General features: G+C 62.9%; 10 protein-coding genes. 5 read left to right on the top strand and 5 right to left on the bottom strand.

The annotated features are described in order from the left end of the window. The first annotated feature begins 73 nt into the window (after window positions 1-73). Window positions 74-457, top strand: a complete 384-nt coding sequence (locus tag QMK17_RS18945; protein ID WP_283510842.1) for a nuclear transport factor 2 family protein — start codon at window positions 74-76, stop codon at window positions 455-457. Here the strand turns inward: QMK17_RS18945 and QMK17_RS18950 are convergent. Further along, a complete protein-coding gene (locus QMK17_RS18950) occupies window positions 399-1,370 on the bottom strand; it encodes an EamA family transporter (protein ID WP_283510843.1) in 972 nt (323 codons plus the stop codon). The genes QMK17_RS18945 and QMK17_RS18950 overlap by 59 nt on opposite strands. A 72-nt stretch (window positions 1,371-1,442) precedes the next feature. On the opposite strand from QMK17_RS18950, the gene QMK17_RS18955 reads away from it, so the two are divergent. Beyond that, window positions 1,443-2,330 carry a LysR family transcriptional regulator gene (locus QMK17_RS18955; RefSeq protein ID WP_283510844.1) on the top strand — a complete coding sequence of 296 codons (888 nt, stop codon included), beginning with the start codon at window positions 1,443-1,445 and terminating at the stop codon, window positions 2,328-2,330. An 11-nt stretch (window positions 2,331-2,341) separates the two neighbouring features. Here the strand turns inward: QMK17_RS18955 and QMK17_RS18960 are convergent, their stop codons facing one another. The 3 genes from QMK17_RS18960 to QMK17_RS18970 all read right to left on the bottom strand — a co-directional run bounded on the left by QMK17_RS18960 (window position 2,342) and on the right by QMK17_RS18970 (window position 7,767). Further along, entirely contained in the window at window positions 2,342-2,734 is a 393-nt protein-coding gene (locus QMK17_RS18960; protein ID WP_442972796.1) for an SHOCT domain-containing protein, read from the bottom strand. Between the two features lie 275 nt (window positions 2,735-3,009). Then, on the bottom strand, window positions 3,010-4,821 hold the full coding sequence (gene leuA / locus QMK17_RS18965) for a 2-isopropylmalate synthase (protein ID WP_283510846.1): 1,812 nt from the start codon (window positions 4,819-4,821) through the stop codon (window positions 3,010-3,012). Between the two features lie 276 nt (window positions 4,822-5,097). Then, window positions 5,098-7,767 (bottom strand): helix-turn-helix transcriptional regulator, encoded by a 2,670-nt coding sequence (locus QMK17_RS18970; protein WP_283510847.1) that lies wholly within the window; start codon window positions 7,765-7,767, stop codon window positions 5,098-5,100. 438 nt (window positions 7,768-8,205) lie between these two features. On the opposite strand from QMK17_RS18970, the gene QMK17_RS18975 reads away from it, so the two are divergent. Both QMK17_RS18975 and QMK17_RS18980 read left to right on the top strand, forming a co-directional pair. Then, window positions 8,206-9,471, top strand: coding sequence for an aspartate kinase (locus QMK17_RS18975; RefSeq protein WP_283510848.1), 1,266 nt, complete (start codon window positions 8,206-8,208; stop codon window positions 9,469-9,471). A gap of 2 nt (window positions 9,472-9,473) precedes the next feature. After that, complete coding sequence (locus QMK17_RS18980) at window positions 9,474-10,496, top strand: aspartate-semialdehyde dehydrogenase (RefSeq protein ID WP_283510849.1); 1,023 nt, start codon at window positions 9,474-9,476, stop codon at window positions 10,494-10,496. A gap of 47 nt (window positions 10,497-10,543) precedes the next feature. On the opposite strand, the gene QMK17_RS18985 is transcribed toward QMK17_RS18980, so the two are convergent. Continuing rightward, window positions 10,544-11,632, bottom strand: coding sequence for an ABC transporter ATP-binding protein (locus QMK17_RS18985; RefSeq protein WP_283510890.1), 1,089 nt, complete (start codon window positions 11,630-11,632; stop codon window positions 10,544-10,546). Window positions 11,633-11,750: 118 nt separating this feature from the next. Between QMK17_RS18985 and QMK17_RS18990 the strand changes: the two genes are divergently transcribed. After that, window positions 11,751-13,520 (top strand): multicopper oxidase family protein, encoded by a 1,770-nt coding sequence (locus tag QMK17_RS18990; RefSeq protein ID WP_283510850.1) that lies wholly within the window; start codon window positions 11,751-11,753, stop codon window positions 13,518-13,520. Window positions 13,521-13,532 lie beyond the last annotated feature (12 nt).

Consider the following 13,532-nt stretch of genomic DNA (forward strand, 5'->3'; position numbering starts at 1 on the left):
TTGCCGAACTCTCCTTGGAATCGTTCGAAGCGCGCTATCGTCAACTGAAACATGTTCTAGTAAAGGGAGCACAATGGCGCCGACGGCCGATGTCATCCGCAAGACGGTAGATGCCTACGTTCAGGCGGTGGCGCACGGCACCGTCGACGACGTCCTGTCGCTGTACGCCGAAGGCGCGACGGTCGAGGATCCGGTCGGAACCCCGGTCAGGGCTACCGAAGCGTCGATACGCGAGTTCTACGCCGTCGTCGAACCGTTGAAGCAGACCGCTGAACTGTCCACGATCAAGATCGCGTCGAACTCCGCCGCATTCCACTTCGGTCTGACCACGAACTTCGGCGAGAACACGTTCGAGCTTTCGGTGATCGATGTGATGGAATTCGACGACGAGGGCAAGATCACGTCGATGCGTGCGTACTGGAGTGAAGCGGATCTGGTGCAGGTACCGGTGCCCTGACCGGTTGCGCTCGAAGGCGAGCCGCTGTGTCACTGGGCTCGGTCACCCGGCGCGTCTTCGTCATTCCGCCCAGGCATCCAGCGATGACGACGCCCGCGCCGATCAGGGACAGCGCACTCGGTGTCTCGCGCAGAAAGATCCACGCGCCCGCGATGCCGACCACCGGCACCAGCAGGGAGAACGGTGCGACGACGCCTGCGGGGTGACGGCTGATCAGTACGGTCCACAGGCCCGACCCGGCGATCGTCCCCAGCAGTACGATGTAGGCGAGTCCTACCAGTGCGGGCCACCCGTCGGTGCTGAACGAACCCGCAAGTGCGTGCCATCCCGTCGTCGGGCCCTCGACTGCGGCGGACAACGCCAGCATCGGAATCGGCGGTACGACGCACATCCACAGCATCAGTCGCATGGGTTCGGTGGACTTGGCCAATTTGTTGCCCAGATTGCCCAAGGCCCAACCCAATCCGGCGAGCAACGTCAGCACGACGGGGATCAGGGACGCTGCCTGGGCGCGGTCGTAGCCGATGAGTGCCATGCCTGTCACTGCGACCGTGATCCCGATGATCTGGCGCCTGTTCACGCGTTCGCGGAGCAGTAGTGCGCCCAGGACGATGGTGAACGGCGCCGAGGACTGCAACACGAGTGACGCGAGGCCGGTGGGCATACCGGCGTTCATGGCAGCGAACAGGAACGCGAACTGGAGGAAGCCGAACCCGAAGCCGTACAGCAGCAACCATTTCAGAGGGACGTTCGGTCGTCGAACGAAGAGCACGACGGGCACGGCGATGATCAGGAAGCGGAATCCAGCGAAGAAGAACGGTGGAAAATGGTCGAGGCCCACGCGGATGGCGAGGAAGTTCAGTCCCCACAGCACCGCGACGGTTACGCCGAGTAGTCGATCTCTTGTGCTCACGTCGACAATCCTGACCTCCGTGAACCATCAGCACAATCGAATATATCCGCACAAACGATGTAGATTTTCTACATGAATGTGGAGCGTCTGCGAATTCTCCGGGAGTTGGCCGACCGCGGGACCGTCGGAGCCGTTGCCGGCGCGCTGTCGTTGACGCCCTCAGCGGTGTCACAGCAGCTCAAGCTGCTCGCGAGGGAAGCGGGAGTGCCACTGCTCGAACCGGACGGTCGCAGGCTTCGGCTCACGGATGCGGGATCCGCGCTCGTGCTGCGCGCCGACGAGGTCCTCGGAGCCCTCGACAGGGCGACCGCTGAAATGGCGTCGTACGGTGAGTCTCCGCGGGGTCGTGTGCGCGTTGCGCTGTTCCCCTCCGGTGCCGCTCTGCTGTTGCCAGGAGTGCTCGACCGTCTGCGAGAGAGTGGGACAAGCGTCGATGCGCGCGACGAGGACGTGCCCGCCTCGTCGGTGACGGCGTTGCTGGCGGACTACGACGTTGTACTGACCCATCGCGACGACATGGCTGTGTCCACCTCTGGACCCCGCATCGAGGTACTGGCGTTGATGCGGGAACCGATCGACCTGGTGCTGCCGCCGGAACACGCTCTCGCGAAGCAGGATTCTGTGGAGTTACACCAACTGGCGGACGAGCATTGGATCAGCGTGCGCAGCGGCTTCCCAGTCGATGACGTGCTGGTATCCGTTGCCGCGGTCACGGGAGTACAACCGCGGGTGGTGCAGCGCATCAACGACTTCCGCGTCACCGAAGAACTCGTTGCTCGTGGACACGGCGTCGCTTTGATGCCGCGTTACGCCGTCGTGCACCCCGGGCTCGTGCGGTTGCCGCTTGCCGGTGTGAAGGCCGGCCGGATCTACGAACTTGCGACGAGGCCGGGAGCCCGCGGGCTCCCGGCCGTCGCCGCGGTGGTCGATGCATTCGTCGCCGAAGCAGCAAAGGACTAGACCAGCGAAATTTATCGGAGTGCCTTTGCCTTCAGCTGGCCGAACTCTTCGTTGCTGATGGTTCCGTTGTCCAGCAGCTCCTTCGCATGCCCGATTTCTTCGGCGGACGTGCGCCCCGCAACCTGCTTGATGTACTGATCCTGCTGGTCTTTCGCATGCTGGACGGCAGCTACCTGACGCTTGGTCATGTCGCCGCCCTTCGCGATCAGGTAGACCAGCGCAGTGAGGAAGGGCGCGACGATCAAGAAGAACACCCAGATCGCCTTGACCCAGCCCGAACTCTTGTGATCGCGGAAGAGGTCACCGATGATTGAGAACAGCACCATCAGATACGCGACGAATGCAAAACTCACGATTATCAGCCACAGAAAATCCCAGAAGGAATCCACGATTCGATGCTCCATTTCAGCTGGTGAAAGAACTTCCGGCCAATGGTCGCACCACGGTGAAAGCAAGATCATCATCCGAAAGAGGTGAATTCACCCTCGCCGGATGATGGTGTGCGCCGTGCGCAAGGAGAAATATCAACCGTGCTGGGCAACTCGCACGCCGTGAAGCGGCTGCGAGATCTGGGCGAACTGACCCCCCCGGGGGCGGTGGAGCCGCGCCACCCCTTTTCGATGGAGAAAAGGGGTAGCGCGGACCGCGCTGCATACCTGAGCCCCTTTCAGGGCGCGGATTACTTCAATGCGCGGTTGACAGCCGATACGACAGCTCGCAGCGACGCCGTGGTGATCGACGTCGCGATTCCTGCACCCCAGACGGTGACCGCAGTGCCGTTAGGGCCGGTGACGGATGCTTCGACGTAGGCAGCGGCTTGGGCGTCGTCGCCTGCCGACATCGCGTGCTCGGAGTAGTCGAGCACGCTGACGTCGTAGCCGACGGTGGACAGCGCGTCGACGAACGCCGCGAGCGGACCGTTGCCGGAGCCGGTGATGTTCTGCTCGACGCCGTCGACCTTGACCGTCGCCACGATGCTGTCCGTGCCGCCGTCGGTCTCGGCTGCAGTCACGCGCTGCTTGATGCGCTCGAGTGGACGGATCGGACCCAGGTACTCCTCGGCAAAGACGTCCCACATGGCCTTCGGTGACACCTCGCCGCCTTCACCGTCGGTGATGCGCTGAACGGCCTTGGAGAACTCGATCTGCAGCCGACGCGGAAGTGCCAGGCCGTGATCGGACTTCATGATGTACGCGACGCCGCCCTTGCCGGACTGCGAGTTGACGCGGATGACCGCTTCGTAAGTCCGGCCGACATCCTTCGGGTCGATCGGCAGGTAGGGAACCTGCCAGGTGATCTCGCCTATATCCGAACCCTGATCGTCGGCAGCGACTTTCATCGCGTCGAGACCCTTGTTGATGGCGTCCTGGTGGCTTCCGGAGAACGCGGTGTAGACCAGATCTCCGCCGTACGGGTGACGCTCGGGGACCGGCAGCTGGTTGCAGTACTCGACGGTGCGGCGTATCTCGTCGATATTGGAAAAATCGATCTGTGGGTCGACGCCTCGGGTGAACATGTTGAGCCCCAAGGTCACCAGGCACACGTTGCCGGTGCGCTCGCCGTTGCCGAACAAGCACCCCTCGATGCGGTCGGCGCCGGCCAGATAGCCGAGTTCTGCTGCGGCAACGCCGGTTCCGCGGTCGTTGTGTGGGTGCAGCGACAGGATGATGCTGTCGCGACGATCCAGATTACGGCTCATCCACTCGATTGAATCGGCGTAAACGTTGGGCGTTGCCATCTCGACCGTCGCAGGCAGGTTCAGGATGATGGGCTTCTGCGGCGTCGGATCGATGATGTCGACGACCGCGTCGCACACCTCTTTTGCGTAGGCGAGTTCGGTACCGGTATACGACTCGGGAGAGTACTCGTAGCGCCAGTCCGTGTCTGGGTAGTTCGCTGCGACCTCGAGGCATTTGCGTGCACCGTCGGTTGCGATCTTCTTGATGGTGTCGCGATCGGCGCGGAACACGACGCGACGCTGAAGGATCGAGGTGGAGTTGTAGAAGTGCACGATGACGTTGCGTGCACCTTCACACGCCAGGTAGGTGCGCTCGATCAGTTCGGGGCGGCACTGTGTCAGAACCTGAATGGTGACGTCGTCGGGAATGGCGCCGTCTTCGATGATCTCGCGAACAAAATCGAAGTCGGTCTGGCTCGCAGAAGGGAATCCGACCTCTATCTGCTTGTAGCCCATACGAACGAGCAGATCGAACATGCGACGCTTGCGCGCCGGGCTCATCGGATCGATCAGTGCCTGGTTTCCGTCACGGAGGTCGACGGCACACCATTGCGGCGTCCGGTCGATCGTCTTGTCCGGCCAGGTTCGATCGGGGAGCGTGACCGGCTCGACCTCTTCGGCGAACGGGCGGTACCGGTAGGTCGGCATCGACGAGTTCTTCTGTGTGTTCCACACGGGCTGATCGCTCGGTGCAGGCCGTGACGGCGGGGTGAGGGTATGCGAACCGGATGTGAATGCGTCGGCTGGTGACATGTCTGAATCTCCGAGGTTGCTGGCTCTATCGTTGATACGACCGGCGCGATGAAACCCCGCGACGGGAAGCCAGTCTGAATCAGACCCCGCCGCGGCGATCGAGGAGAAGCGCGCGCTGCATGAAGGCCAGTGTACTACCGCGCATGGCGTCTTTACCGGTGGGTTGGGAACTTCGTTGCAGGTGGGTTCCGGTGACGGTTCGCGTCTTGTGCGTGATCAACCAGCGTCGACGTCGACAATCGCCTCGGCATCACACGAAGGTGATCGATGCAGGGACTAGAGCAGCCCCAGCTCGTGCGCGACTTCGATTGCGTGGCGTCGCGAGCGAACTTCCAACTTACGGTAGATCCCGCGAAGATGGGTCTTGACGGTGTTGACCGACACGAAGTGATCGGCGGCAATCTGTTCGGCGGTCCGCCAGGACGGCAGCTCCTTGAGCAGTTCGAGTTCTCGGCGGGTCAGCGTGTTGCTCGCACGTGGGTCGACTTCTCGTCCCTCGGGCGGAACGGCGGCGCGGGCTCGGTCGGCGAACGCTTCCAAGGTGCCGAATCGGCCATGGTTGTGCGCCAGAATCTCACGGACACTGCCACTGGCCTCACCGAACGGCAGCAGAATTGATTCCGGCGCGGCGCGCGCGAGTGCCTGTGTGACCATCTCGAATGCTCGGACGGAGTGCATGCGGTTCGCCGCGACGCTTGCCGATGCGAGTAGAGCTCTGATCAGTGTCACCGGGCTGACACACCGTCTGGTGCCGTCGAGGATCCCGCTGAGTTCGGCGTCGGCGGCGTCGAACCGCCGGTGATGTCGGTGGATCTCGGCGGCGAGCAAACAGACCTCGCCGACCCGGCCGAGCCTGCGGGCCGTGACGTCGACGAGCTCGCTCGCGCGGTGGATCTCACCGGATGTCAGGTAACCCCGCTGCACCATCGGCGCGAGGAGGCCCTCCAATGCCGGAAGCGCAGGCCGATCCATCTCGAACCATTCCCTGTCCTGCTGACCGGTTCTCTCGGCGGATGCGCGCAATGCCCAGCTGACGCGACGGCCGTAATCGGCGACGACGGGATCGTGCGAGCCGATCATGGCATTCCACACATCGCCCGGTCCGCTGATCGAGGTGGAGGTCATCCTGACAACGCCGACGAGGAGTTCCACCGATTGCACGATCGAGTAGGAGGCGTCAGCGGCCATCTCGTGACGCTGCGCGTAGTCGGCGCATTCGCGGACGGAATCGAGAGCATCGTCCAATTGCGCTGCCAAAAAATGACTTACGGCCTGAAGTGACATGCAGATCAGTGCGGTCCGGTGAAGGTTGCCTGCGCGGGCATTCGCGATTGCGTCGCCGAGAGCGTGCGCGGCGGGACCGCGGCGGCCGAGATGAAGTTCGGCCAATCCGGCCACCATGAGCGAATACGAATCCAGTTCGGGAGACCCCGAGCGGCCCAGGTCCATCTGTTGGGCCCGTGTGAGGGCAGCGGAGATGTCGCCGACGTGGATCGACGCGTGTACCTCGAGGGAACGACGCAGGATCTCGGTGTCCAGGGCTGCGGCCGACGTCTGTGCAGTGGCGGGGTTCGTGGCCGAGCGCCTCAACGAGGACAGAATCGACACTGCGGGGGCGACGTGTCCATCGGTGAGAAAAGCAGCGGCGCTGACCAATTGAGCTGTGATATGCCGCCGGACATCGGCAGGGCTGTGCTCGATCGCAACCAGTACCTGTGCAGAATGCCCGCGAAGGACCAGGCCCAGCCCTGATTCGCTCAGTATGTCGATGATCGTGGGGCCGTCGCCGGCGTGGACGCTGTGCTGCAGGGCCTGGAGCGGCTGTCGATAGCTGTTGAACCACGAAGACGCGACTCGTTCGAGATTGCGAATCTGGCCTGCTCCGAGGCGTGCGATCTCGGCACGGAGATAGCCGCGCATGAGCGGGTGGTACCGGTAGGTGGGCTCGGGGCCGGGAATTCGATCGAGGAGAAAGTTCTGCGCCAGCAGGCCTTCGATGATCTCCTGTGCGCGAACGTTGCCGGTGAGCTGTTCTGCGAGATCGGTTGTGAACCAGTCAGGCACGGATGTTTCGATCAAGAACGCCCGAACGTCGGTCGGGAGGTAGGCAAGTACTTCGTCGACGAGATAATCGGCGACGCTGTGTTGGGTGCCGGTGAAGGCGTCGATGACGGCCTTCGGTCGAGGAGCCCCGGCCAGCGCCATGGCGGCCAGTCGCAGGCCTGCAGCCCATCCTTCGGTCCGGATCATCACCTTCGTCAGATCGTCTTGTCCCAGAAGGGTTCCGGATCTGGCGAACATCTCGTTCGCCTCGTCCGCGGTGAACGAGATCGTCGATGCCGAGATGTCGTGAACACGACCCTCCAGGCGCAATTTCTGGAGTGCCAGTTGAGGTTCGAATCGTCCGGAGATGATGGTGCGAACGTTTCGAGGTGGCCAGCGCAGGAAGGTACCGAGAAGGGCGAGTGCGTCGGGATCGTGCAGCAGATGGATGTCGTCGAGTATCAGCGTGATGGTGTGGTCGACCGATTCGAGTGTCTCGAGGAGCAAGGTGCTGAAGTCGACGTACGACGGATCCTCTGCGGTGGGCAACATCGATATCGCATCGGCGAGGGCGCTGGATCCTGCGTATGCGAACGTGGCGACAATGCACGCGCGGAGTGTGGCCAAGTCGTTGTGGGCTTCGTCGACGGTGAGCCAGGCGATCGGTCCGCGGTCGGGGCCGGAGTGGGTTTCCGCCCAGTCGGCGAGCAACATCGTTTTCCCCGACCCTGCCGGGGCTGTGAGAAGGGTGACCGCCGCCGGATTGCCGCTGCCGTCGATGAGGTTGCCGTCGATGAGGTCGCCGTCGATGAGGTCGAGGAGTCGAGGTCTGGTGATGGTTGCACCGCTGCGAGCGGGGATGCGACTTCGGAGAGCAGGCACAGACAAGGGCAACGTGGTCATATATGACCCTCTCCCGACGAAAGGCACACCCAATGGGATGGACGGGCCAATAATATGTCTTCCTTGCGATTTCGCGCAGAGAAAGAACATCTACGTACCTTCGGGTCGCTTTCGTTTCAACCAGCTGAAGTTATTTGACCCGGTTCTACCCCCGCAGCGGGGAAGCTGCCTGCCGAGGAGTCGGAAAACCGGGAACTGGTTTGGGTTTCACGGGAGGACTGGTCCGGAGCGTGCAGTATCGGCAACCTCGCCGCAGCAACCCGAACAGCGCCCGTGAGTCGTGGATGGGGCGGGAATGAGCTCACCCGAAGAAGGCTGGATCGCAGCAGGTGAGAGCTGGTCCAGACGTACCCGCAGCACCTGAGCGGCCCATACCTCGGTAAGGTAGCCAGGCAAGTTACACCACAAACGCACCCCAAGCAGCGGAGGTACACACGCGTGGCTCTCATCGTCCAGAAGTACGGTGGATCGTCGGTGGCTACCGCCGAGCGCATCCGACGCGTCGCTGAACGAATCGTCGAGACCAAGAAGGCGGGCAACGACGTCGTCGTCGTCGTCTCCGCAATGGGTGACACCACCGACGAGCTCCTCGACTTGGCTCAGCAGGTGTGCCCAGCTCCTCCCGCCCGCGAGATGGACATGCTGCTCACCTCGGGTGAACGGATCTCCAACGCACTCGTCGCGATGGCTGTGCACTCCCTCGGTGCCGAGGCTCGCTCGTTCACCGGTTCGCAGGCAGGCGTCGTCACCACCAGCGTCCACGGCAACGCCAAGATCATCGACGTCACCCCTGGCCGCGTCCGCGAAGCTCTCGACGAGGGATCGATCGTCCTCGTCGCAGGCTTCCAGGGCGTCAGCCAGGACAGTAAGGACGTCACCACGCTCGGTCGTGGTGGCTCGGACACGACGGCCGTCGCGCTCGCTGCCGCCCTGAACGCCGACGTCTGCGAGATCTACACCGATGTCGACGGAATCTTCACTGCCGACCCTCGGATCGTGCCCAACGCGCGGCACCTCGCCACCGTTTCGTTCGAAGAGATGTTGGAGATGGCTGCCTGCGGCGCGAAGGTACTCATGCTGCGCTGCGTCGAATATGCACGCCGCTACAACGTTCCCGTACACGTTCGATCCTCGTACACCACGAAACCCGGAACCATCGTCTCCGGATCTATGGAGGACATTCCAGTGGAAGAAGCCATTCTCACCGGCGTCGCACACGATCGCAGCGAAGCCAAGGTCACCGTCGTCGGCATTCCCGATTCGCCGGGATACGCGGGCAAGATCTTCCGCGCCGTCGCCGACGCGGAGATCAACATCGACATGGTGCTGCAGAACGTCTCCAAGATCGACACCGGCAAGACGGACATCACGTTCACCTGCCCCAAATCCGACGGTCCGACGGCAGTGGAGAAGCTCACCAAGCTGCAGTCCGACATCGGATTCGCTCAGGTGCTCTACGACGATCACATCGGCAAGGTCTCCCTCGTCGGCGCAGGCATGAAAAGCCATCCCGGCGTCACGGCGACCTTCTGTGAGGCGCTGGCCGAGGCAGGCGTCAACATCGACCTGATCAGCACCTCCGAGATCCGTATTTCGGTGCTGGTCAACGACACTCAGCTCGACGAGGCCGTGCGCGTGCTGCACGCTGCCTTCGATCTCGGCGGCGACGAAGAAGCCGTCGTCCATGCAGGGACAGGACGATAACCATGACAACAGTCGCAGTAGTAGGAGCCACCGGCCAGGTCGGTGCCGTCATGCGAGCCTTGCTGGAAGAGCGCAACTTTCCGGCCGACACCGTGCGATTTTTCGCATCCGCTCGGTCCGCGGGCAAGAAGCTGCCGTTCCGCGGCCAGGAGATCATCGTCGAGGATGCGTCCACCGCCGACCTCGACGGTATCGACATCGCGCTGTTCTCCGCAGGCGCAACGCTCTCCCGTGAGCAGGCGCCCCGCTTCGCTGCGGCCGGAGCCGTCGTCATCGACAACTCGTCGGCGTTCCGCAAGGACTCCGACGTTCCGCTCGTGGTCAGCGAGGTCAACCCCGAGGAAGCGAAGAACCCGCCCAAGGGCATCATCGCGAACCCGAACTGCACCACGATGGCCGCAATGCCGGTCCTGAAGGTGCTGCACGACGAAGCCGGCCTCGAGCGCCTGATCATCTCCAGCTACCAGGCTGTCTCCGGTAGCGGACTCGCCGGTGTCGAAGAACTCGCCACCCAGGCGCGCGCCGTCATCGACGACGTCGAGAAGTTGGTGCACGACGGCTCGTCGGTGGATTTCCCGGCGCCGAACAAGTACGTCGCTCCCATCGCGTTCAACGTGTTGCCGCTCGCCGGAGCCATTGTCGACGACGGCTCGTTCGAGACCGACGAGGACCAGAAGCTGCGCAACGAGTCGCGCAAGATCCTGGGACTCCCGGATCTTTTGGTGAGCGGAACCTGCGTGCGTGTTCCGGTCTTCACTGGGCACTCGCTGTCGATCAACGCGGAGTTCGCTCGTGAGCTGTCCGTCGAGCGTGCACGCGAGATCCTGGCCTCGGCGCCGGGCGTCGAGCTCGTCGACGTCCCGACCCCGTTGCAGGCGGCAGGCAAGAATGTCTCGCTCGTCGGGCGTATCCGTCGGGATCCGGGTGTGCCGGAAGGCCGCGGTCTCGCCCTGTTCGTCTCGGGCGACAACCTCCGTAAGGGTGCTGCGCTCAACACGATTCAGATTGCTGAACTGCTGGTGTAGCGGCTCCGCATGTGAGCCGAAATACGTCCCCTGCAACGTATTTCCGCTCACATGCGCGTTGCGCTCAACCTTTTTCCTTCGCCCGATCCGTCGAAGAGGTGCGCATGCGCTTCGTCGAACCGGATGCTGACGATGTCGCCCTTCTGCGGCGGGTCACGCCAGTCCGCGCGCGCGACGATTGTCTGCACCTGACCGTTGATGTCGGCGCGCCCGAATACGAACGCTTCCGAGCCGAGCTCCTCGACCACGTCGATCTCGAGCTTCACCCCGTCCGACGCGATCTCGACGTGCTCAGGACGGATCCCGAACGTCACCTCCGAGCCTGACGAGCCCGCGAGGGTATCGCGGGAGATCGGGATGATCTGATCGCCGATCCGCACTCCGCCGTCGGCGACGGGCACCCGGAACAGATTCATCGACGGCGATCCCATGAACCCGGCGACGAACACGTTCTTCGGTGTCCGATACAGCTCCCTCGGGGTCGCGCACTGCTGCAGAATGCCGCCCTTGAGCACGGCCACACGATCGCCCATGGTCATGGCCTCGACCTGGTCGTGCGTCACATACATCGTCGTTGTTGCCAATCGACGCTGGAGCTGGGCAATCTGGGTTCGCGTCTGCACGCGAAGTTTGGCATCGAGGTTGGACAGCGGCTCATCCATGAGGAACACCTGAGGCTGCCGAACGATAGCTCGTCCCATGGCAACTCGCTGACGCTGCCCGCCGGACAGAGCCTTGGGTTTACGGTCGAGGTAATCCTCTAGGTCCAGCAGCTTTGCCGCTTCGAGGACGCGGGTGCGGATCTCTTCCTTGTTCGCCTTGGCGAGCTTGAGTGCGAAGCCCATGTTCTCGGCGACGCTCATGTGCGGATACAGCGCGTAGTTCTGGAACACCATCGCGATGTCCCGGTCCTTGGGTTCGGAATGGGTGACATCGTTGCCACCGATGAGGATGCGACCCTGGTCGACCTCCTCTAGTCCCGCGAGCATGCGGAGCGAGGTGGACTTGCCGCAGCCCGACGGGCCAACGAGAACGAGAAATTCGCCGTCGGCGATCTCGAGGTCGAGGGAGTCGACCGCAGGGGTGTCGGAGCCCGGGAAAAGCCTGGTTGCGCGGTCGAACATGATCGAAGCCATGAGAATTGATCCCTCCACCGGCAGGAACGTGCCGGACGATCCGAGTGATGGGTATCGACGGGTGCCGACGAGGGCCCATAGTATGGGCGCGATCACACTTGCGAACAGGAGGGTCGGCTTGGACGGGTTGTCTCGCAGGGCTGCCATTCGCCTCGCGGCATTGGGCGCCGTAGCGGCGTCGGTGTCCGCATCCTCGGTCGTCAGACGTGCCGCAGCCGACGACATCTTCGGCGGTCGAAGCCCGCTCCTGTTCCACTCGCCACCATTGCCACCTTTTCGCGACGAGTTGCCGCGTCTACCCGTCGTATCGGGCACCGAAATTTCGCTGGATGCCCGCAGCTCCATGCATGCTTTCCACGCCGATCTCGCGCCAGGGCCCACGTTCGGCTACGGCGAACTCGACTACCTCGGTCCGACCATCGAGAGTGTGCAGGGTCAGACATGGAAGCTCCGATACACCAACCGGACCGAAGGTAATCCGCTGGCGGCTGACATCGATATGTCGCTGCATGGGATGAGCGAACACGATCGGCACATGACGCCCACGTCGTTGCATCTGCACGGCAGCATCACTCCGCCGGAGAGCGACGGGCACTCCGAGATGCTCGTGCGCCCGGGGGAGTCGTTGACGCACAGCTTTCCAGGACTGAACGAGGCCGCCGGGCTGTGGTATCACGACCACGCGATGTCGATGACGCGTATCAACGTCTACGCGGGCCTTGTCGGTTTGAACATTGTTCGCGATCAGCATGATTCGGGCCTTGCGGACAATTCCCTCGGACTGCCGTTCGGCGAATTCGAAGTGCCGCTCGTGCTGCAGGAAAAGATTATGAATCCCGACGGTTCCATGAGTATCCGTTCGAATATTACCGTCCCGCAAGGTAAGTGGGAAGGCGGCGGCACCGGAGACGTGGGCGTCGTCAACGGGAAGATCTGGCCGACGATGGAAGTCGCACGCGGTCTCTATCGGTTCCGGATCGTCAATGCAGGCTCGTACAGCGTGTGGAACCTTTTCCTGAGCAACCGAATGAAGTTCTGGGTCATCGGAAACGACGGAGGATTGCTCGATGCCCCGGTGCAGACGGACAGCATCAGACTGGCGCCCGCCGAACGTGTCGATGTATTGGTCGATTTCGGTTCCTTGCAGCCGGGTGAGCTCGTCGAACTCCGCAACGACGAACCCCCGCCCGCTCAGGCCGCATCGCTGGGTGCAGTGCCGATGCCGCTGTTCTGTCAGTTCAGGGTGGCACCCGGAAGCGGTTTCGTCGGCGACGTCATGACGATGTACCGCGGCGGAAAGGGTCAGCCCGCGTTACTGCCCGCAGTCCCGCCGGCCCAGGTCCAGCGAACCGTCACGGTGAATCAACCGTCGGCCGGGCTGTCGCTGGATGCACCGATGATGACTCTGAACAATCTGCGCTACACCGATGCCGATATCGAGATGCCTGCGCAGGGGACCGTCGAGCAGTGGAATATCGTCAACACCACCCTGGAACCGCATCCCATTCACCTTCATCTCGTTCACTTCAGGACCCTCGGGCGAGCGCCGGTCGATCTCGCTGCCTACATGCGTGACAATCCGCGACCCGATGTCGGAGTCAAGTGGGCACCGGAGGTCGAGCGATACGTCTCCGGTCCGTTCGACGCGCCTGCTGCGTGGGAGTCGGGTGCCAAGGACACCGTCAATACCTATCCCGGCACCGTAACGCGGATTCTCGTGCGGTTCCCGACTGCCGACGAGCTGGGCTTCGACCCGGACGCCACCTTCTCCGCGGGTTCAGGCGGCCACCACGGTGATCCCGCCGAGCTCCAGGGCTACATGTGGCACTGTCACATGCTCGACCACGAGGACCACGAGATGATGCTGCGGTACCGAATCGTGCGCTGACACGCCCGTGCG

The organism is Rhodococcus sp. G-MC3 (assembly GCF_030063335.1).
In the GTDB taxonomy this organism is placed as follows: Bacteria; Actinomycetota; Actinomycetes; order Mycobacteriales; family Mycobacteriaceae; genus Rhodococcoides.

Bases quoted from the DNA above. Each gene is read 5' to 3' on its own strand.
- QMK17_RS18985 (WP_283510890.1), bottom strand. From the start codon at position 11,632: ATGGCTTCGATCATGTTCGACCGCGCAACCAGGCTTTTCCCGGGCTCC.
- QMK17_RS18945 (WP_283510842.1), top strand. From the start codon at position 74: ATGGCGCCGACGGCCGATGTCATCCGCAAGACGGTAGATGCCTACGTT.
- leuA (WP_283510846.1), bottom strand. From the start codon at position 4,821: ATGTCACCAGCCGACGCATTCACATCCGGTTCGCATACCCTCACCCCG.
- QMK17_RS18970 (WP_283510847.1), bottom strand. From the start codon at position 7,767: ATGACCACGTTGCCCTTGTCTGTGCCTGCTCTCCGAAGTCGCATCCCC.
- QMK17_RS18955 (WP_283510844.1), top strand. From the start codon at position 1,443: ATGAATGTGGAGCGTCTGCGAATTCTCCGGGAGTTGGCCGACCGCGGG.
- QMK17_RS18980 (WP_283510849.1), top strand. From the start codon at position 9,474: ATGACAACAGTCGCAGTAGTAGGAGCCACCGGCCAGGTCGGTGCCGTC.
- QMK17_RS18960 (WP_442972796.1), bottom strand. From the start codon at position 2,734: ATGGAGCATCGAATCGTGGATTCCTTCTGGGATTTTCTGTGGCTGATA.